Source organism: Paenibacillus alkaliterrae (assembly GCF_021532375.1).
Classification (GTDB): Bacteria; Bacillota; Bacilli; order Paenibacillales; family Paenibacillaceae; genus Pristimantibacillus; species Pristimantibacillus alkaliterrae.
Window position 1 is genome coordinate 13,356 of sequence record NZ_JAKGAP010000017.1, and the last position, 18,659, is coordinate 32,014.

Annotated in this window: 18 protein-coding genes; 13 read left to right on the forward strand and 5 right to left on the reverse strand. The window is 49.9% G+C overall.

Annotated elements, in window-relative coordinates; all coding sequences use genetic code 11:
* Positions 1 to 140: 140 nt before the first annotated feature.
* Both L1N85_RS09115 and L1N85_RS09120 read left to right on the forward strand, forming a co-directional pair.
* Positions 141 to 1,691, forward strand: coding sequence for a stalk domain-containing protein (locus tag L1N85_RS09115; protein ID WP_235237245.1), 1,551 nt, complete (start codon positions 141 to 143; stop codon positions 1,689 to 1,691).
* Positions 1,692 to 1,842: 151 nt separating this feature from the next.
* Positions 1,843 to 3,738, forward strand: a complete 1,896-nt coding sequence (locus L1N85_RS09120; RefSeq protein ID WP_235237246.1) for a B12-binding domain-containing radical SAM protein — start codon at positions 1,843 to 1,845, stop codon at positions 3,736 to 3,738.
* A 75-nt stretch (positions 3,739 to 3,813) separates the two neighbouring features.
* Here L1N85_RS09120 and L1N85_RS09125 read toward each other — a convergent pair whose 3' ends face one another.
* The 3 genes from L1N85_RS09125 to L1N85_RS09135 form a co-directional block, all read right to left on the reverse strand.
* A complete protein-coding gene (locus L1N85_RS09125) occupies positions 3,814 to 4,788 on the reverse strand; it encodes a type I phosphomannose isomerase catalytic subunit (RefSeq protein WP_235237247.1) in 975 nt (324 codons plus the stop codon).
* A 20-nt stretch (positions 4,789 to 4,808) separates the two neighbouring features.
* A complete protein-coding gene (locus tag L1N85_RS09130) occupies positions 4,809 to 5,402 on the reverse strand; it encodes a class I SAM-dependent methyltransferase (RefSeq protein ID WP_235237248.1) in 594 nt (197 codons plus the stop codon).
* 103 nt (positions 5,403 to 5,505) lie between these two features.
* Positions 5,506 to 6,468, reverse strand: a complete 963-nt coding sequence (locus L1N85_RS09135; protein WP_235237249.1) for a TIGR01212 family radical SAM protein — start codon at positions 6,466 to 6,468, stop codon at positions 5,506 to 5,508.
* 281 nt (positions 6,469 to 6,749) lie between these two features.
* Here L1N85_RS09135 and L1N85_RS09140 point away from each other — a divergent pair, with 281 nt between their 5' ends.
* On the forward strand, positions 6,750 to 6,959 hold the full coding sequence (locus tag L1N85_RS09140; RefSeq protein ID WP_235237250.1) for a hypothetical protein: 210 nt from the start codon (positions 6,750 to 6,752) through the stop codon (positions 6,957 to 6,959).
* Positions 6,960 to 7,114: 155 nt separating this feature from the next.
* On the forward strand, positions 7,115 to 7,882 hold the full coding sequence (trmB, locus tag L1N85_RS09145; protein WP_235237251.1) for a tRNA (guanosine(46)-N7)-methyltransferase TrmB: 768 nt from the start codon (positions 7,115 to 7,117) through the stop codon (positions 7,880 to 7,882).
* Here trmB and L1N85_RS09150 read toward each other — a convergent pair.
* Positions 7,879 to 8,451, reverse strand: coding sequence for a phosphatase PAP2 family protein (locus L1N85_RS09150; protein WP_235237252.1), 573 nt, complete (start codon positions 8,449 to 8,451; stop codon positions 7,879 to 7,881). The two genes, trmB and L1N85_RS09150, sit on opposite strands and share 4 nt — an antisense overlap.
* Before the next feature lie 615 nt (positions 8,452 to 9,066).
* Here L1N85_RS09150 and L1N85_RS09155 point away from each other — a divergent pair.
* The 5 genes from L1N85_RS09155 to L1N85_RS09175 all read left to right on the forward strand — a co-directional run bounded on the left by L1N85_RS09155 (position 9,067) and on the right by L1N85_RS09175 (position 12,284).
* The gene (locus tag L1N85_RS09155; protein ID WP_235237253.1) at positions 9,067 to 10,305 is read left to right on the forward strand and encodes a glycosyltransferase family 2 protein; all 1,239 of its coding nucleotides are present in this window, start codon (positions 9,067 to 9,069) and stop codon (positions 10,303 to 10,305) included.
* Between the two features lie 328 nt (positions 10,306 to 10,633).
* Complete coding sequence (infC, locus tag L1N85_RS09160; RefSeq protein WP_235237334.1) at positions 10,634 to 11,131, forward strand: translation initiation factor IF-3; 498 nt, start codon at positions 10,634 to 10,636, stop codon at positions 11,129 to 11,131.
* 35 nt (positions 11,132 to 11,166) lie between these two features.
* Positions 11,167 to 11,367: a 50S ribosomal protein L35 gene (rpmI, locus tag L1N85_RS09165; RefSeq protein ID WP_235237254.1), complete on the forward strand. Its 201-nt coding sequence runs from the start codon at positions 11,167 to 11,169 to the stop codon at positions 11,365 to 11,367.
* Between the two features lie 48 nt (positions 11,368 to 11,415).
* Positions 11,416 to 11,775: a 50S ribosomal protein L20 gene (gene rplT, locus L1N85_RS09170; RefSeq protein WP_235237255.1), complete on the forward strand. Its 360-nt coding sequence runs from the start codon at positions 11,416 to 11,418 to the stop codon at positions 11,773 to 11,775.
* 167 nt (positions 11,776 to 11,942) lie between these two features.
* Positions 11,943 to 12,284: a hypothetical protein gene (locus L1N85_RS09175; RefSeq protein ID WP_235237256.1), complete on the forward strand. Its 342-nt coding sequence runs from the start codon at positions 11,943 to 11,945 to the stop codon at positions 12,282 to 12,284.
* A 14-nt stretch (positions 12,285 to 12,298) separates the two neighbouring features.
* On the opposite strand, the gene L1N85_RS09180 is transcribed toward L1N85_RS09175, so the two are convergent.
* Positions 12,299 to 12,751, reverse strand: coding sequence for a GNAT family N-acetyltransferase (locus L1N85_RS09180; protein ID WP_235237257.1), 453 nt, complete (start codon positions 12,749 to 12,751; stop codon positions 12,299 to 12,301).
* Between the two features lie 564 nt (positions 12,752 to 13,315).
* Between L1N85_RS09180 and ilvB the strand changes: the two genes are divergently transcribed.
* The 4 genes from ilvB to L1N85_RS09200 all read left to right on the forward strand — a co-directional run bounded on the left by ilvB (position 13,316) and on the right by L1N85_RS09200 (position 18,343).
* Positions 13,316 to 15,061 carry a biosynthetic-type acetolactate synthase large subunit gene (gene ilvB, locus L1N85_RS09185; RefSeq protein WP_235237258.1) on the forward strand — a complete coding sequence of 582 codons (1,746 nt, stop codon included), beginning with the start codon at positions 13,316 to 13,318 and terminating at the stop codon, positions 15,059 to 15,061.
* Entirely contained in the window at positions 15,058 to 15,543 is a 486-nt protein-coding gene (ilvN, locus tag L1N85_RS09190) for an acetolactate synthase small subunit (protein WP_235237259.1), read from the forward strand. Before ilvB ends, ilvN begins: the two co-directional genes overlap by 4 nt.
* Positions 15,544 to 15,664: 121 nt before the next feature.
* Entirely contained in the window at positions 15,665 to 16,657 is a 993-nt protein-coding gene (gene ilvC / locus L1N85_RS09195; RefSeq protein ID WP_235237260.1) for a ketol-acid reductoisomerase, read from the forward strand.
* Between the two features lie 141 nt (positions 16,658 to 16,798).
* Positions 16,799 to 18,343: a 2-isopropylmalate synthase gene (locus L1N85_RS09200; RefSeq protein ID WP_235237261.1), complete on the forward strand. Its 1,545-nt coding sequence runs from the start codon at positions 16,799 to 16,801 to the stop codon at positions 18,341 to 18,343.
* The last annotated feature ends 316 nt before the right edge of the window (positions 18,344 to 18,659 follow it).

The window sequence follows — 18,659 nt, forward strand, 5'->3', positions numbered from 1 at the left end:
CTTGCAATTCTAATCTTCCTTTCTATGCGTAATGGAGTTCTATGAAACTCGTTTTCATAGACAAAGCGTCAGCCGGGATGGTACGATGAATGTGAACAAACCTTATGGTGAATATGGAAATAGTTGGGGGAAACTACGGCGTGAAAACAAAACTTATCCAGTCGCTCCTTTGTCCTTTGTTAGCGGCAGCTTTATTGCTGACTCCGCTGCCAGGCACTGGCGAGGCAACCGCTTCTACGGCTAATGCCGCGACTAAGGCTGTCGCGGCTTCAGCATCGCAAGTGCAAGTGGTTGTAGACCACAAGAAGCTTACTCTCTCAGCTCCGGCTTATGTAGAGAAGGGCGTTACTTTTGTACCTATGCGCGAAATTTTCACTGCATTGGGGGCGACTGTAACCTGGGAAGGCAAGACAGGAACGATCATCGCTCGCAAGGGCCATCTTACTATTTCTCTTCAAGCCGGAAAGAAAGAAGCTGTGATCAACGGTAAAGGGGTAAAGCTGAATGCACCTTCCGTGGTGCGCAATGCTGTTACATTTGTACCGGTGCGTTTCATTTCGGAAGCGCTTGGCGCGTCCGTAGCGTGGGATCGTGCCGCGAATACCGTTAGCATTTTGTCTGAGGAAGCTGTTGAACTGGCGAAGTACAAGGAATGGCTTGAGGAACAGAAGAATATACCGAAGCTGACTTCGACCGAAATCGTCGAAAAATTTGATAAGAGCGTCGTTCTCGTTATGACGAATCGCGCGCAGGGCAGCGGTGTCGTCATCGGCGATCATTTGATTTTGACCAATTATCACGTCATTTCGGACGCAGTCTCGGCTACGGCGCTGACCCTTTACGGGGAGGAGCTTGCGATCGAGGGCGTAGTCCACTATGACGAGCAAGCCGATTTAGCGATTATAAAGACGAAAGAGCCTCTCGATGTGGCAGCGGTAGAGATTAACTATGGCTTAAATGACCGCAAAGGCGACAAGGTCGTTGCGATTGGAAGCCCGCTTGGGCTGCAAAATACAATTTCAGACGGTCTTATCAGCAATATTACTTATGAAGGCGGAGTCCGCTACGTCCAAACGAGCGCGCCAATCGATCACGGCAGCTCCGGCGGCGCTCTATTTAACGAATATGGCGAGCTTATCGGAATTACTACGCTTGGTTACTCCGACACGATTGCTGACCTTAATTTTGCGGTTTCCGTCATGCATGCAGCTATTCTGGTTGACGATTTGACCGAGGAAATGATAGACGAAGCGGCATTTTTGCCCTCCACTCTCCCGGACACGTTAGTCGGCGCTCCGCTGACCGATATTCAGAAGCTGCTGGCGGAACAATTTGCTTCGGTGGTCACTACGGAAGGAGAAGCTAATTTCACCGGCTGGGAAGCGAAACGCGATTCTGCCGGCTGGTTAGTCTTGAGTGCTGATATCGATCCCCTCTTCTATATGTATTACGGTCCGTCTACTGCCGATGAGCTGCGGATTTGGGCGATCAATTTAGGCTATGAGCTCCATGACCTGCTGCCCGACGAGAAAATTCAGGTGCTTATTTCCTTCGAACGGGATTACGGATTCGAGCCGCGAGGTTTTGCATCCGGCGAGGTGACTTCGCTTGGCAGCGACAAATGGCGCGTTCGTTATCCCGTCATAGACATGCAGCTGAAAGATCAGCTTCACATTCAAGTAAGAGACTAATCGAGCGAGGTATCTATTCCTAATGGACGGGAATGGGTGCCTCTTCTTTTTTGCAACATTTTTCGGTACAATAGAAGGCATCTTGCTAAAGGGATATGGCATCAGCGAATTCAGTTTTGTTAGCCAATGTATAAGTTAGAGAGGTCATATTATGAAAGTGGTACTATCCACATTAAATGCAAAGTTTATCCATACCTCACTCGCGCTTCGGTGTCTCAAGGCGTATAGCGGCGAGCGGTTCGATATCGATATTGCAGAGTATACGATCAAGGATCCGTCGATGAACATCGTGTCGGATATTTTCTCGCGCAAGCCTGATGTAGTAGGCTTCTCCTGTTACATTTGGAACATAGAAGAGACGATAACGGTTATAAATATGCTTCGAAAAATTATGCCGGACATAAAAATCATTCTCGGCGGCCCAGAAGTCAGCTATGATATGGACTTCTGGATGAACCGTGTGCAAGAAGTTGATTTTATCGTGGTCGGGGAAGGTGAAGAGACCTTCCATCACTTGCTTGCCGAAATCGAGGGCGAAGGCAAATACCATATGGTGTTCGGCGTGACGTACCGGAAGCAGAGAGAGGATCGGGTGGAGGTTATTGTCAATCCGCCTCGTCCGAAGCTGAATTTGAACGAGCTGCCCTCGCCGCATCGCTTTCAGGAGGACATCCCCCATCTCGGGAGCCGCGTCGTATATTTCGAGACAAGCCGGGGTTGTCCGTTCAGCTGCCAGTTTTGTTTGTCCAGCATCGAGGTCGGCGTTCGATATTACGATATGGAACGCACAAAGGCCGATATATTGTATCTGATTGATTCGGGAGCGAAGCTCATTAAATTCGTTGACCGTACGTTTAATATTAAAAGAGATTATGCGTTGGAGATTTTCGGATTTTTGATCGAGAATCATCGCGGCTGCGTCTTCCAATTTGAAATAACGGCAGATATTATGCGCCCTGAGGTGCTGGATTATTTGGCTGAACACGCGCCTCCCGGCATATTCCGCTTCGAGATCGGCGTCCAGTCGACGAATGATCCGACAAATGAAGCGGTACAGCGCAGACAAAATTGGATGAAGCTCGTACGTACGGTAATGAAGGTAAAAAATTCGCAAAAAATCGATCAGCATCTCGATTTGATTGCGGGCCTGCCGCTCGAAAACTACGATACGTTCCGCGGAACGTTTAACGATGTGTTCGAGCTTCGACCCGAGGAGCTGCAGCTTGGCTTCCTCAAAATGCTGCGAGGCACCGGACTTCGCCGCGACGCGGACAAGTGGGGCTATATTTATATGGACAGGGCGCCATACGAAATGCTGGGCAACGATCTGATGCCGTTTGGCGATATCGTACGGATCAAGCGAGTGGAGGACGTGCTGGAGAAATATTGGAACGCGCACCGGATGGATCGCACGCTTCTTTATTTGGTGGATCGCGTGTTTCCGTCTCCATTCGATTTCTTCCAGGCGTTCGGGGATTTCTGGGAGCGCAGCGGCTGGCAGAAGATCGGTCATCAGCTGGAGGATTTATTCTCGCGGCTTTGGGCGTTTTTAGACTCTTTGCCACTCCCTTCAGTGAAGGACAAAGGTTCGTTAACGACGGAGCGGGAGGATACGTCCGGCGATGATCCATTCTCGTTCGACGCGATTATCGCAGTTGCGGGGGCGCGTTTGGATCCGGATGTTGTGTTCGGGCTCATGAAATATGATTATTTCCTGAATCATAACTACAAGCCGCGCAAAACTTGGTGGGATTTCACGATGGACAAGGCGGTTTGGAGCGGTTATATGCGGCGTCTGGCCGAACGGCCGGGCGAGGTTTCCGAGAAATTCGCTGCTCTTGGCTTGAACGAGAGGGAGCTTCAAAAGCATGCGGTTATCGAACGGCTGCCTTTTGATTTGGATATGTTCCTGGCAACCGGCGAAGTAAATAAGGAGCGGCATACGTTATTGGCCGTTCTGTATGCGATAGAGGCAGGAAACAGCAAGCCTAAGGCTCGCCCGTTTATGCTGACGATGGAAGCGGGAAGCGAAGCATTTTCTTTGTAAAGCTGAATTTCCTCCGCATAAAAAAGGTCCGGCGTTTTCGCAAACGTCGGACCTTTTTTATAAAACAAACTTTGCTTATGCCGGAACGACGCTGCGAAGTACGGTCATGCTGCCGGAGAGCTCATAGCTGCCTAAAGTAGCGGGAAGCAGGAAGCATTCCCCGGCTTTTACCGGCTGCTCGCCGTCGGCCCATTTCAACTGTCCCTCTCCTTCGGCTATAACTAGAATGACGAAGCTCTCTTGCGAGGCAGCTAGCTGCCAAGGAGCCGTCACGATTCCTTTTTCCACGACAAAGTATGGTGATGTTGCAATGTTCAACCACTCGCCGGCAACGGCGTCGTCGGTTTTCATTCGCTGTGCGCCTGCGCCTTCGTAAGCGATAACGTTAAGCGAATCGTCAATGTGAAGCTCGCGCATTTGACCGTCGAGACCAGGGCGGTCATAGTCGTGCAAGCGGTAAGTGGTATCGGAATTTTGTTGAATTTCCGCCACAACGACGCCTGAGCATAGAGCGTGAACCGTACCGGCAGGAATGTAGAACGCATCTCCGGCTTCGACGGAAACCTCCTGCAGCGTGTCCATAATGCGCCCCTCCGCGATAGCGGATTCCATCGCCGCACGGTCAACGCCGTCCTTCAGGCCGTAGATGATTTTCGCGCCGGGTTTGGCGTCAAGAATGTACCACATCTCCGTTTTGCCAAGCTCACCCGCAGGAAGTCCCTCGTAAGCATCGGTTGGATGCACCTGAATCGACAAATCATCATTGCAATCGAGTAGTTTAATGAGAAGGGGGAAACGTCCATTTTTTTCGGAAAAGCCTTGCGTGCCGAACCATTCGCGTCCGTACTTTTCCCGGATTTCGTCGAGACCTGTCCCGGCAAGCGCGCCATTGACAACCTTCGTTGTACCATTCGGATGATCGCCGATCATCCAGCCCTCGCCAATTGATCCTTCCGGAAGCTCAAGGCCAAAGCCCTCAAGCGCGCGTCCTCCCCAAATACGTTCTTTCATTTCCGCCTTGAATTGCAATGGATAAGGTTTAACTGCCATTTTTCATATCTCTCCCTTGGTTATGAATATGTAAACTTTTTCTCTATCGCGATGAGATAAGGTGATTCCTCACGCTGCAGTTGGCGGTATACAACCGCCTGCGCCAGCCTTTGCGGCAGCGATGAGGCATAAGCCTCAACGGATGCGGCCTCATCCGCGCCGCCCGGATGTCCAGGATACAGTACACAGGTAATGATGCCGCCCGGACGAAGCAGTGTGAGAGCCGCATCCAAGGCGGAGAGCGTTGAGGACGGCTCCGTAATGACCGTCTGATCGGCACCTCCAGGCAAATAACCCAAATTGAACATGACGGCCGATACTCGTCCTTTGAATGCCGGATCAACGATTTCCGCCATTTGCGCGTGATTGTTCAGCACCAGCTTTACTTCGGGCAGCATGCTGCCGCCGGTGCGGGCGCTAAGACGCTCACTCGTTCGGTTAAGAGCTTCTTGTTGAATATCAAAGGAATAAACCGTTCCCTTAGCCCCTGCAAGCTCGGCCAATACCAGCGTGTCCACGCCGGTGCCGGCCGTTGCATCAATCACGATATCGCCGGGCGAGGTCCGCTCGGCGATCCACTTGTGCGCCATGCTCAGCACGGATAGGAAGCCCATGCGGCACCTCCAATTACGATCCCAAGGTTATGCTCATCGTTCGCCCAATGCTTGCTTGCAGATCCCTTATTCATGTGTTCAGCGGCAAGAGTCATTATTATGCTTAAACCTCCTGCTGCCAAAGCTTGCCCTGCCAGGTTTGGCGGCGGCGCAGCTCGTCGTCGAAGGCGTTGAGAACTTCCCATTTCTTGAGGCTCCACATCGGTCCGATGAGCAGGTCGCGCGGGGCGTCGCCGGTTAACCGGTGAACAATCATCCATGGAGGCAAATACTCAAGCGTATCGACTATAAGCTTCACATACTCGTCCTGCTCAAGAAACTTCAGCAAACCTGCTTCGTACTGGCGAACCATCGGAGTCTTGCGCATGAGATGAAGCAGGTGAATCTTGATTCCCTGAACATCCATCTTCGCCACGGCGCGGCCGGTTTCCAGCATCATCTCATGCGTTTCCTGCGGCAGCCCGTAAATGATATGCGCGCATACGCGGATACCGCGATCGCGCAGCCTGCGTACCGCATCCAGGTAGCACTCGGTATCATGCGCCCTGTTAATGAGCTCGGACGTAGATTCATGCACCGTTTGCAGTCCCATCTCAACCCATAGATAAGTTCGCTTATTAAGCTCCGCCAAATAATCGACGACATCATCGGGCAAGCAGTCGGGACGCGTTGCAATCGACAAGCCGACGACACCAGGCTGCTGAAGGATCACTTCATAATACTCGCGCAGCTGTTCGACGGGCGCATACGTATTCGTATAGGCTTGAAAATAGCCGATGTATTGCGCGTCGGGCCATTTCTGATGCTGACGGTCACGTATATGGTTGAATTGCGTGACGAGATCATCGCGCCTGCTCCCTGCAAAATCGCCAGAACCCCGCGCGCTGCAAAATGTGCAGCCGCCCTTGGCAATGGATCCGTCGCGGTTCGGGCACGTGAAGCCGGCGTCGAGCATGACCTTGAATACTTTACCGCCGAACTGCTCGCGCATTTCGTAATTCCATGTATGAAATCTTTTATCGCCCCAGAGCAGAGGCTGCTGTGAAGACTCGTGCAGCTCAATCATCGTTTTCCCCTTCTTTCAATACATACACCCTATATTTTAACGAAAAACGAACGGAAAAGCCACGGTTGATGTGCTTGCGCATAGAGAATGTTCGGGAATCGCTTTCATTGGAAATTATTTTTGAATTGGAGCATTTTGGGCTTGATTAACCTTACATGAAGTGTTATATTAAAAGTGCGAGAAGACAATAAAAATACCTGACACAGCCCATTTGAACCTGTATTCATGATATGTCGATTAAATGGAAATACTCTTATAATAAATCGATGAGGTGATTTGAGATGAGTACAATAACAAAAATTCAGCATGGCGATGACAAAGTTACAGTTGAGCTGACGGTTAAAGAATTGATTGCATTGACGGGTGTCCGTTTTCATAATAACCACAGCATAGAAATATCCGCCCGCAAGAAACTTAATGAAGTCCTTATGAAAGCCTATGAGCGCGATCAGCGGGATAACGGTCCGATTCCGTATCAGCTGCTTTCCTAATCAACGTACAACTGCTTGCATATTCCTAAATGAGTAAGCCGCAGCGCCGACAGGCCGCGGCTTTTTGTTTTGGCATGCCCCTTTACATTACTCCCATTCTTGGGCACAATAAGGACTAGTTTAGTCGTATACGATAATTGGAGGAATCATAGCTTATGCGTTTAAGAGGAAGAAAAGGTATTCGTGAAAGCTTAGAGGCGCAACCGGAGCTTGTTGTACTTGATGCTGCGGCCCACAAAGGAAAGTGGCGCGAGTTTTTTGGAAACGATAATCCGATATTTGTCGAGCTTGGCATGGGAAAGGGGCGTTTCATCAGCCAAATGAGCGTACGCTATCCGCATATTAACTTCATTGGGGTCGATATGTACGATGAGCTGCTTCGCCGCGCGAGCGAGAAGGCACGCGACATTTGGGAGCAGAAGGGAGAGGCGAATCCTCCGAATCTGGCGCTGCTGCGGGCTAATATCGAAGGCATCGAGACCATGTTTGCGCCAGGCGAAATCGAACGCGTTCATTTAAACTTCAGCGACCCGTGGCCAAAAGGCAAGCACGCCCGCCGCAGGCTGACGCATCCTCGATTTGTCGCGAAATACATCGAGCTGCTGAACGAGCGCGGAGAAATACATTTTAAGACGGATTCGCAATCCTTGTTTGAGTTCTCGCTGAACAGCTTTGCGGAGATGGAGCTGATCATGCGGAATATTTCACTGCATCTGCATAAAGAAGGCCCCCGAGAGGACCTTGTATTTACCGAATATGAGATGAAATTTATGGAAAAAGGACAAAATATTTATCGCTGCGAGGTCGTGATCGGCTCCGAGGCGCTTCGTAAGCATCGCGATGCTAAGCAAGAAAAGTTGCTCAAGGAAGAAGCCGCCGCGAAAGATGCTGATTCGAATGAATCGGATGACGACGGTAACTAATAAAGTCCTGCCGCGGAAGTGACCCAGGAATAATGGACCGCGAAGGCGGTCAAGGTTCCGATAAACGCGCCTGCGACAATATCCGACGGATAATGCAAGCCAAGATACATTCTCGACCAGCCTACCGATATGCCGATCAGCAGCAATATTGGAATCAATAGCGCCAGCCATATGCCGCTTGTCAGCAATATCGGGACAATCCAAGCGAATATCGCTGTTGTATGGCCTGAAGGAAAGGAAGAGTCGACGAGCGGCTTCGGACATGTATGGACATCGGGCAACGCCTGATAAGGTCTCAGCCGCTTGAATTTTCGTTTTACGACAGCCACTGGCAAATGGCTAATAATGACCGCAGCCAGACATTGCCAGCCAGTCATGCTCCACGGAGCAGGCGCCAGAAGCGCATATAAGAGGGCGGTAGCGAGCGTGAAAGTGGCGCCGCCCATATGCGTGACGGTACTTAGCCACCGGCCGAGAAGCCGATGTCCTTTCCCCCCCGCCGGTCTCCGATTTGCCCAAATCAGCATTCGCTGCTCGTTCGTTTTCAGCCAGCCTATCATTCTTTCCATCGCTGTCATCCTCCTAAACGGTGGCTTTTGATTACTTTTAAAAATAATCTTAACATGTTTTTGTTAGGCGAACGTAAACTATTTCTTGTACCTATATAAATTGTACGTGAAATATTGATTGCAACTAATTGTTTAATTATGTGCATATGATGGAAAACTGTAATGGACACCGCGCAAGAAGCATGAACCGCGCTTTGCCAAGCATTCGAAAATAATGTCGAGACGAAGAATGGTGTCGAACGAGCCCCTGCTTGTTCATCTATACGACACAAAGATGCTTTTCGTTTGTAGAAACAGATTAAAACCTTTTAACAAATAAGGACGTTAGTGCTAAAAACGCTGTAAATGGTTGAAAATAAGGCTGAGTCGCCGTAAAAGGAGGTAATGCACACATTCCTATGCCATGCAAGCGTTTTTCTGCCGTGTTTAAGCGTAATCACGACCAATTGGGCTTTTGACAAAGAAGTTGTTTCTGTGGAGAATCAGTAATGTTCACGAGTCGTTTGCAGATAAACGCTCATACAAAGAGAAAATATATAATAAAAAGCTTGTCGGGCCTCCCGCTGGAGGTGCTGAAGCAGGCAAAAAAATGGGGTCTTAAGGGGGCAGTACCGCATGTTCAATACGATTATGTTTGTTGTTCAGATTTTGTTTGCAGTATTAGGCGTGTATCAGTTGTTTTTAACGTTTTTCGGATGGCGCCGCAAGAAAGAGGATCTATCGCATGCACCTAAAAAATCTTTTGCTTTATTGGTGGCAGCCCATAACGAAGAGCAGGTCGTTGGAGCATTAATTGAAAATTTGCAAAAAATGAAATACCCGCGCGAGCTGTTTGACATATTTGTTATTTGCGATAACTGCAGCGACGGTACGGTTGAGGTTGTGAAAAGCTACGAGGGCGTATACGCTTGCGTTCGAGAAAATCCAGCCCAGCGCGGTAAAGGCTATGCAGTGGAATGGATGCTTAAAGAGCTGTGGAAAATGCCGAAGAGCTACGACGGCGTCGCGATTTTCGATGCTGACAATCTTGTGGCTACCGACTTCCTGCAGTATATGAACAATGATTTGATCAACGGACATCAAGTCATTCAAGGCTATCTGGACACAAAAAATCCGAACGATTCTTGGGTCAGCTCGGCCAATGCCATTAATTATTGGTTCTGTAACCGCTTATGGCAGCTGCCGCGTACGAATCTGGGCTTGGCAAACTTCCTTGGCGGAACCGGTATGTGCTTCGATGCCAAGCTGCTTCAAGAAATGGGCTGGGGCGCAACAAGCCTGGTCGAGGATTTAGAGTTTACGGTACGCTGCATCAAGAAGGGCATTTACCCGAAATTCAACTTCGAGGCGAAGGTATTCGACGAGAAACCGATCACGTTCCAGGCTTCCGCGCGTCAAAGGCTGCGCTGGATGCAAGGACACTTCGACGTAACCCGCAAATATATGCTTCCATTGTTATGGCAGGGGATCAAGGAACGCAGCTGGACGAAGATTGACGCTGCGCTTTACGTATTCAACGCTTATAACTACTTAGCCGGCTTTTTTATCGCAGCAATCATTTGGGGCGATATCATATTGTCGGGCGGAGACAACGTAACCTCCGTGTACAACCTGCTGCCGATATGGCTCAGCATTCCGTACATGGCATACATTTTGGTCCAAATTCCGTTATCGATGTATTTGGCGAAGGTGTCCTGGAAGCTGTACCTGCGCATTCCGACCTTTCTGCTGTTCACCCTTTCCTGGTGGCCGATCACAGTTCACGCCTTCTTTACTCAAAATAACAAGAAGTGGAGCCATACGCAGCATACTCGCGTGATAAGGCTGGAGGAAGTACAAAGCAAGCAGCTCTAACTTCCCGGTTCTTCATAATGCTTAAGCGCCGCTCCTTATCTATCATTTTAGCAGTTGACACCGATTTGCGGGCTATGGTATAGTAACACGGTAACATTTTCAACTAACTTCATGACGCACAAGCAGAAGCACCCGCTTCTCACCTTTCGGCGCAAGCTGGCTGGTTCGCGATAATCGATTGGTCATTTCATTGTTTCAGCAGAAATAATGTATTGGCATAAATGTACGGTTATGAGATGCGGGTTCGAGCGAATCCGCATCTTTTTATTGTGTGAGAACATGAAAAAGACCATTTTGGAGGTGGCACGTTATTAGCAGAGAACATCAAATCAATGATGAAATCCGAGCCAGAGAAGTACGTTTAGTCGGAGCTGAAGGTGAGCAAATCGGTATCAAATCGATTCGCGACGCCATGCAGCTTGCCGTTGAGCTTAATCTGGATCTGGTGAACGTTGCTCCGACGGCCAAGCCGCCGGTATGCCGCATCATGGACTACGGGAAGTTCCGTTACGAGCAGCAGAAGAAAGAGAAGGAAGCACGCAAGAATCAGAAGATCGTCGATATCAAAGAGGTATGGTTCCGCGCCAACATTGACGAGAACGACTACCAAACGAAATATCGCAACGTTGTTAAGTTTCTGAATGAAGGCGATAAAGTGAAAGCTTCCGTCCGGTTCCGCGGCCGCGAAATTGCGCATGCGTCGCTCGGGCAAAAGATTTTGGACCGTCTCTCGAAAGAGGTTGCCGAATTATGCAGCGTTGAGCGCGCTCCCAAGCTGGAAGGCCGGAGCATGATTATGATTTTGGCACCTAAAACAAACAGCTAACAACCGGATTACGACTTTTAAGGAGGATAACTGATATGCCTAAGATGAAAACTCACAGCAGTCTGAAAGACCGCTTCAAAATTACCGGTACTGGTAAAGTAAAACGTTACAAAGCTTACCGTAACCACTTGCTTTCGCACAAATCCGGTCGTCAAAAACGCGTACTTGCCGGCCAACCGCTAATGGCTGCCGGCGACGTTAGCCGTTTGAAGCAAGGCCTTTCCAACTTGAAATAATAAGCTCGGTCCAATAAGCAAAATTCAACCTACAGGAGGTTTCCACTCATGGCAAGAGTTAAAGGCGGATTTGTCCGCACTCGTCGTCGCAAAAGAATTCTAAAGCTGGCTAAAGGTTATTTCGGTTCGAAGCATCGTCTGTTTAAAACAGCGAAGGAGCAAGTTGGTAAGTCCCTTATGTACGCTTACCGCGACCGTCGCAACAAGAAACGCGACATCCGCAGACTGTGGATCGTCCGTATTAACGCGGCAGCTCGTATTAACGGCCTTTCGTACAGCAAATTGATGCACGGCTTGAAGCTTGCTGGCGTAGAAGTTAACCGTAAGATCCTTGCTGACCTTGCAGTGAACGATATCACTTCATTCAACTCGCTTGCAGGCATCGCCAAACAAAAAGTTAACGCTTAGTCGTTATGAGATAAGGGCTGTCCCATGTTGTCTTTTCGAAGACTACGGGACGGCCCTTTTTGTTTTTTATCATCATGTGCACATTTGCGTGCGCAGAGGACAAACAAACAGACGGATGCTTCCTGACCTGAATATGCTGAAGAACAACGGGAAAGGAGGGATTTCACATGCGTAATGTTACCAAGCAACAAGTACGGAAACTGGTCGGCAAATCCATTTATGCAGTACGCCCTGACGGCTCTGTCGTCACAGGCAAGCTTGTTCGGGTTCACCAAAATAAACTTATCGTAGCACCGCTCAAAAAAGATAAGGGCAAGCTCGTGCAAACGAAAGCTATTTTACCTCTAGTCTTATTCAATCTTCTGGCAATCGGAACGCTGCCTTACTGGGGCGGCGGCTACGGCGGCGGCTACGGCGGAGGTTTTGGCGGCAATTGCTGCTACACCGGCTATGACAAATGCTGCTACGGCGATTCATACGGATATGGGAAAGGCTACAATTTCTACTAATGGCGATTAGGTAATCATAGCGGGGTCAATGACTTAAGCAGCTCATAGCAGTGAAGCTCTGGGTAATAACGGACGGTTTGATACCCAAGCTTTTTATATAAATTATGGGCTTTGGCGTTAACCTGATCCACGAATAACCGAGCTGCTCTGCAATTTTGTGCTTGACCGTAGGCCTCGCTATAGGCCATTAGCTTTTTTCCCCATCCGCGATTGCGATGACTGGGATGCGTGACCATCATATCCAGATAAAGCACTTCACCCATGACCTCAAAATGGATGAAGGCGACAGGTGCGCTTTTCTTGGACAAGGAGGCTACATAGGTAATACCGCGCCTGAAGCGCTTCGGAAGCTCGCGAATCGTCTGTGCATCATGCTGGTGTACCGTATGAGATAAGGGAATAAGCTCGCTTTGGATGAGGCGAACCAGCTCGGCCTGATCAATTCTCGGGTCGTAAATTCGAATCATGATCATCTCTCCAATTCTGCGGCTCCCCTTGGCAGGAACCCTGCATGAGTTTGCCGATTAGGGGTTAAATTAGTATATGTGCCATCACCGCTGTTTGCGCCAAATACGTTTTTACGCTAAGAGTAGTTAATGGTTCTTGACGAACAGGAATTCACGGCATATAATAAAGGAAGTCTTATCTACCACGTACTGGTGTAATACATGTGGTAAATACAAAATCGGCAATGATGAGGACGAAGTGCTAAGGGCTCTTTTGATCAGAGAGCGGACAGATCAGCTGCAACTGTCGCCAAAATCCCTTTTCTACGAGCTCACCTCGGAGCTGTTCCCTTGAAAAGCAACAACGATTGCTGTTGCGTATTAGGGGGAATCGCAGGGCAAGCGTTACAGTGCCAATGGTATGAACAGCCGTGCACGCGTTCTTACCTGTGGAGGTTATGCATCGGGAGATGTGTAACGAATTTGGGTGGTACCACGAAAGATCAACCTTTCGTCCCTCTTTGCTTCAATTTGAAGCAGGAGGAGCGAAAGGTTTTTTTGTTTTTTCTGAGAGGAGGATGACTGATGGTAACGCAAGATGCAACAATGAAGTCAAAAGAGGAATTGAAGGAAAGGCTCTCGAAGCACGAGGTCATATCAGGTTCGGAGATCCTGCTTCGCAGCTTATTGCTTGAGGACGTAGACTGCGTATTCGGCTATCCGGGCGGAGCGGTATTGTACATTTACGACGCGATGCACGGCAATCCCGATTTCAACCATTTGCTCACGCGGCACGAGCAAGGTGCGATTCATGCGGCTGACGGCTATGCGCGCGCAAGCGGTAAGGTAGGCGTATGTATCGCTACGTCGGGCCCGGGCGCAACGAATCTTGTTACCGGCATCGCAACCGCATATATGGATTCCGTGCCAATGGTCGTCATTACAGGCAATGTTATCTCGAGTCTGATCGGAAGCGATGCTTTCCAGGAAGCGGACATTACGGGCATTACGATGCCGATTACGAAGCACAGCTACTTGGTACGCGATGTTGTTGACTTGCCGCGCATTATTCATGAAGCCTTTCACATTGCCAACACTGGACGCAAGGGTCCGGTATTGATCGATATACCAAAAGACGTATCCGCTGCGAAAACGTTGTTCAAGCCTGTTACGGAAGTGAGCATCCGCGGCTATAATCCGACTGTATCGCCTAATAAGCTGCAGGTCGACAAGCTCATTAAAGCGATCGAGCAAGCGGAGCGTCCGCTCATTCTAGCCGGCGGCGGAGTCGTCTATTCAGGCGGCCATGAAGAGTTGTTGGAATTCGTAACGAAGACACAAATTCCGATTACGACAACGTTGCTCGGTTTGGGGGCATTCCCGAGCGGCAATGATTTGTGGCTGGGCATGCCGGGCATGCACGGAACATACACTGCGAACAAATCGATCCAAAGCGCTGATCTGCTGATCAACATCGGCGCTCGCTTCGATGACCGCGTAACCGGCAAGCTGGCAGGCTTCGCACCGCTGGCGAAGATCGTTCATATTGACATCGATCCAGCTGAAATCGGCAAAAACGTGCCAACGGATATTCCAATCGTCGGTGACGTGAAGACGGTACTGCAGCTTGTTAACCAGCAAGCAAAGCGTGCTGACAAAGCGGATGAATGGCGTGCACAGCTTAAAGCCTCCAGTGAGCAATATCCGTTCAGCTACACGGACTCCGAGGATGAGCTTAAGCCGCAATGGGTAGTTGAGCTGATCTACGAGACGACAAACGGGGATGCCATCGTAACGACTGACGTCGGCCAGCACCAAATGTGGGCCGCTCAGTATTACAAATTCAACAAGCCGCGGTCCTGGGTAACATCCGGCGGACTTGGCACGATGGGTTTCGGATTCCCTTCCGCCATCGGGGCTCAAATGGCAAATCCGGACCGCGTGGTCGTTTCTATTAATGGAGACGGCGGCATGCAAATGTGTGCGCAGGAGCTCGCGATTTGCGCCATTAACAACATTCCGGTTAAAGTTGTTATTATTAACAACCAAGTACTCGGCATGGTTCGCCAATGGCAAGAGCTCATTCATGAAAACCGCTTTAGCCACATCGATCTTGCCGGCAGCCCGGACTTCGTTAAGCTTGCCGAAGCCTATGGCGTTAAAGGCTTCCGCGCAGCGAATAAAGAGGATGCTCGCGCGGTGTGGGAAGAGGCGCTTCGCCATCCAGGTCCAGCGGTCGTTGAATTCGTCGTTCGCAAGAATGAGAACGTGTATCCGATGGTAGCACAAGGAAGCACAATCGACCAAATGATCATGGGGGATGCGGAATGAAAAAGCACACGATCGCAGTAATCGTAAACGATCAGCCAGGCGTTCTGCAACGCGTTTCCGGTTTGTTCGGACGCCGCGGCTTTAATATTGAAAGCATTACAGTAGGTTCGAGCGAAGAAGCGGGCTTGTCCCGTATGGTCATCGTCACATCAGGTGATGACCATACTCTCGAGCAAGTGACGAAGCAGTTGTACAAGCTGATCGATGTCATCAAGGTTATTGATCTTAGCTCTAATCCGATGGTGGCTCGCGAGCTTGCGCTCATTAAAGTCAATGCGGAGCCCGCAGCCCGCCCGGAAATACTCGGCGTAGTCGAGACTTTCCGCGCCGCGGTTGTCGACATTGGCACACATTCGCTTATCGTACAAGTCGTCGGCGATACCGAGAAGATCGATGCAATGGTTGAATTGCTCAAGCCGTATGGCATACGCGAGTTGTCGCGGACGGGTGTAACCGCGTTAAACCGAGGCAGCGCAAAGTAAGGCATGTTCATTTCAATATCCCGCTTTGAGCGGGAGTTTAAGGGGGGAACCGCTGGCTATGCGCCATTCTCTGCTTAAACACCCGCTCAAAAGGGTTAAATTAAAGGAGGCAATTATTAAAATGGCAGTTACAATGTACTATGAAAAAGACGCCGATCAAGGCGTACTACAAGGTAAAACAATCGCAGTTATCGGTTACGGCAGCCAAGGTCACGCGCAAGCGCAAAACCTTCGCGACAGCGGCTTGAAAGTGGTTATCGGTCTTCGTCCCGGTAAATCCGCTGACGTAGCTAAGAAAGACGGTTTTGAAGTACTTACTGTTGCGGAAGCAACTAAAGTGGCTGACGTTGTTCAAATCTTGCTTCCCGACGAAACACAATCGAAGGTATACAATGAAGAAATCGCTCCTAACTTGAAAAAAGGCGCGGCTCTTATGTTCTCCCATGGCTTCAATATTCACTACGGCCAAATCGTGCCTAGCAAAGATACGGACGTATTCCTGGTAGCTCCAAAATCCCCTGGTCACATGGTTCGCCGTACGTACCAAGAGGGCTTCGGCGTACCTGGACTAATCGCAATCGAGCAAGATGCTACTGGCAATGCTAAAGCTATCGGTCTTGCATATGCTAAAGGTATCGGCTGTACACGTGCAGGCGTTATCGAAACTTCTTTCAAAGAAGAAACAGAAACAGACTTGTTCGGTGAGCAAGCCGTACTTTGCGGGGGTGCTTCGGCACTGGTTAAAGCAGGATTTGAAACGCTTGTGGAAGCTGGATATGCTCCAGAAATGGCTTACTTCGAGTGCTTGCACGAGCTTAAGCTGATCGTTGACCTGATGTATGAAGGCGGACTTGCAACTATGCGAGATTCCATCTCCAATACAGCTGAGTACGGCGACTATGTAACGGGCCCTCGTATCGTTACAGAAGAAACGAAGAAAGAAATGAAACGCGTTCTGGAAGACATCCAATCCGGACGTTTCGCTCGCGACTTCATCTTGGAAAACCAATCGAACCGTGCGATGCTTACGGCTACCCGCCGTAACGAAGCAGCTCACCCGATTGAGCAAACAGGCGCTCAGCTTCGTGAATTGATGCACTGGATCAAGAAGTAATAAATAGAGCTTGAACGAAATAGTTTTCAGAAGAACGATAATATCCCGGTTCGCCGGATCGCGTGACGACGGTTGTAATGGCCGGCATGCGACTCCAACTGCGTACCGGGATCATTCTGTTCACGGAGGTGCATGGCACAAATGCGGAAAATATATATTTTCGACACAACGCTTCGTGATGGAGAGCAGTCTCCTGGCGTAAACCTGAACACGAAGGAAAAGGTAGAGATCGCGCTGCAGCTTGAGAAGCTTGGAGTGGACCGTATTGAAGCCGGCTTCCCGGCAGCATCGCCTGGCGACCTTGCAGCGGTTAACGCCGTAGCACGCGCTGTTAAGAACGCAACCATTATCGGCTTGTCCCGCTCGCGTGAGCAGGACATTGATGCAGTCCGCGAAGCGCTTCAGGGAGCTCAGGATCCGTGTATCCACTTGTTCCTTGCCACAAGCCCGATTCACCGTAAGCATAAGCTGCGGATGGAGAAGGAGCAGGTGCTTGAAACGGCGGAGCGCGCGATTCGTTATGCGAAGCAATATTTTGACAAAATCGAGTTTTCTCCTGAGGATGCAGGCCGTACCGAGCTGGACTTCCTGTGCCAAGTAACGGATATGGCGATCAAAGCGGGCGCCACGGTCGTTAACATACCGGATACGGTTGGATACATGAATCCGCAGGAATTCGGCAACATATTCAAAACGCTGAAGGAAAACGTCCCGAATATCGAGACGATCCAGCTGAGCGCGCACTGCCATGACGATCTCGGCATGGCGACGGCTAATGCTCTAGCGGCGATTATGAACGGTGCCGATCAAGTGGAAGGCACGATTAACGGAATCGGTGAGCGCGCGGGCAATACGGCGATCGAAGAGATCGCGATGGCGCTTGCGACGCGTCCAGATTTCTTCGGTGCGCAAACGACGCTGAACCTGAAGGAGATCGCGAAGACGAGCCGCCTTGTCAGCAAGCTGACGGGCATGGTCGTTCCGGGCAACAAAGCGATTGTCGGAGTGAATGCGTTCGCGCATGAGTCCGGCATTCATCAGGACGGCATGCTGAAGGAAAAAACGACTTACGAAATCATTTCGCCGGATACAATCGGTCTGAAGGAATCGAAGCTTGTACTCGGTAAACACTCCGGACGCCATGCTTTCCGCGAGAAGCTGATTGATCTTGGCTATGAGCTCGAGGAAGAAGCGGTTAACGCGGCATTCGCCAAATTCAAGGATTTGGCGGACCGGAAGAAAACCGTCAGCGACGAAGATATTCGCGCCATGCTCGAGGAGAAGCTCATAGATACGCCGGAGGTGTTCTCTTTGGAGACGATTCAAGTGAGCTACGGCAATCAATCGACTCCGAGCGCATCGGTCCGCATTCGCAAAGCCGAAGGCGAGGTCGCGGAAGAAGTGGCGATCGGCAACGGTTCCGTTGACGCGATCTATAACGCCATCGACAAAGTAACGCAGGAAACGGTCGAGCTTGAGGATTACTCGATCAAATCGGTATCGCAAGGCAAGGATGCGCAGGGCGAGGTTCATGTTGTGCTGAAGCAGGATGAAGTGTCTGCTCAGGGGCGTGGACTTAGCACGGATATCCTTGAAGCAAGCGCGCGGGCGTACATCGATGCGCTTAACCGGCTGATTGACAAACGCAAGTCGCCGGGCCGCCGTGACAAAATGAGCTTGATCTGATTAGTTGTACGAATAAAGGGGTTGTTCAGGGAGTCTGTTGTGACTCTCCCGAACAACCCCATTTTCTTAAAAAGAAAGTGATTCGTCGTTAAAAACGCAGGACATATGCAGTTCACTCCAAATTGTAACTCCATGCTCCCAAGCCCTGTTTGGAGCGTTATGAATAAAGGAACGCGGTGTTCGATTGAGCCAGCAAACGATTACTCCGAAAGCGATACTGGAGATAGAAGGCGAGCTATTGACTCTATAGACACAGTCTATAGAGTCAATAGATTTTATATCTTTGTAATCATTCAGGTTTTATGGTACAAATGAT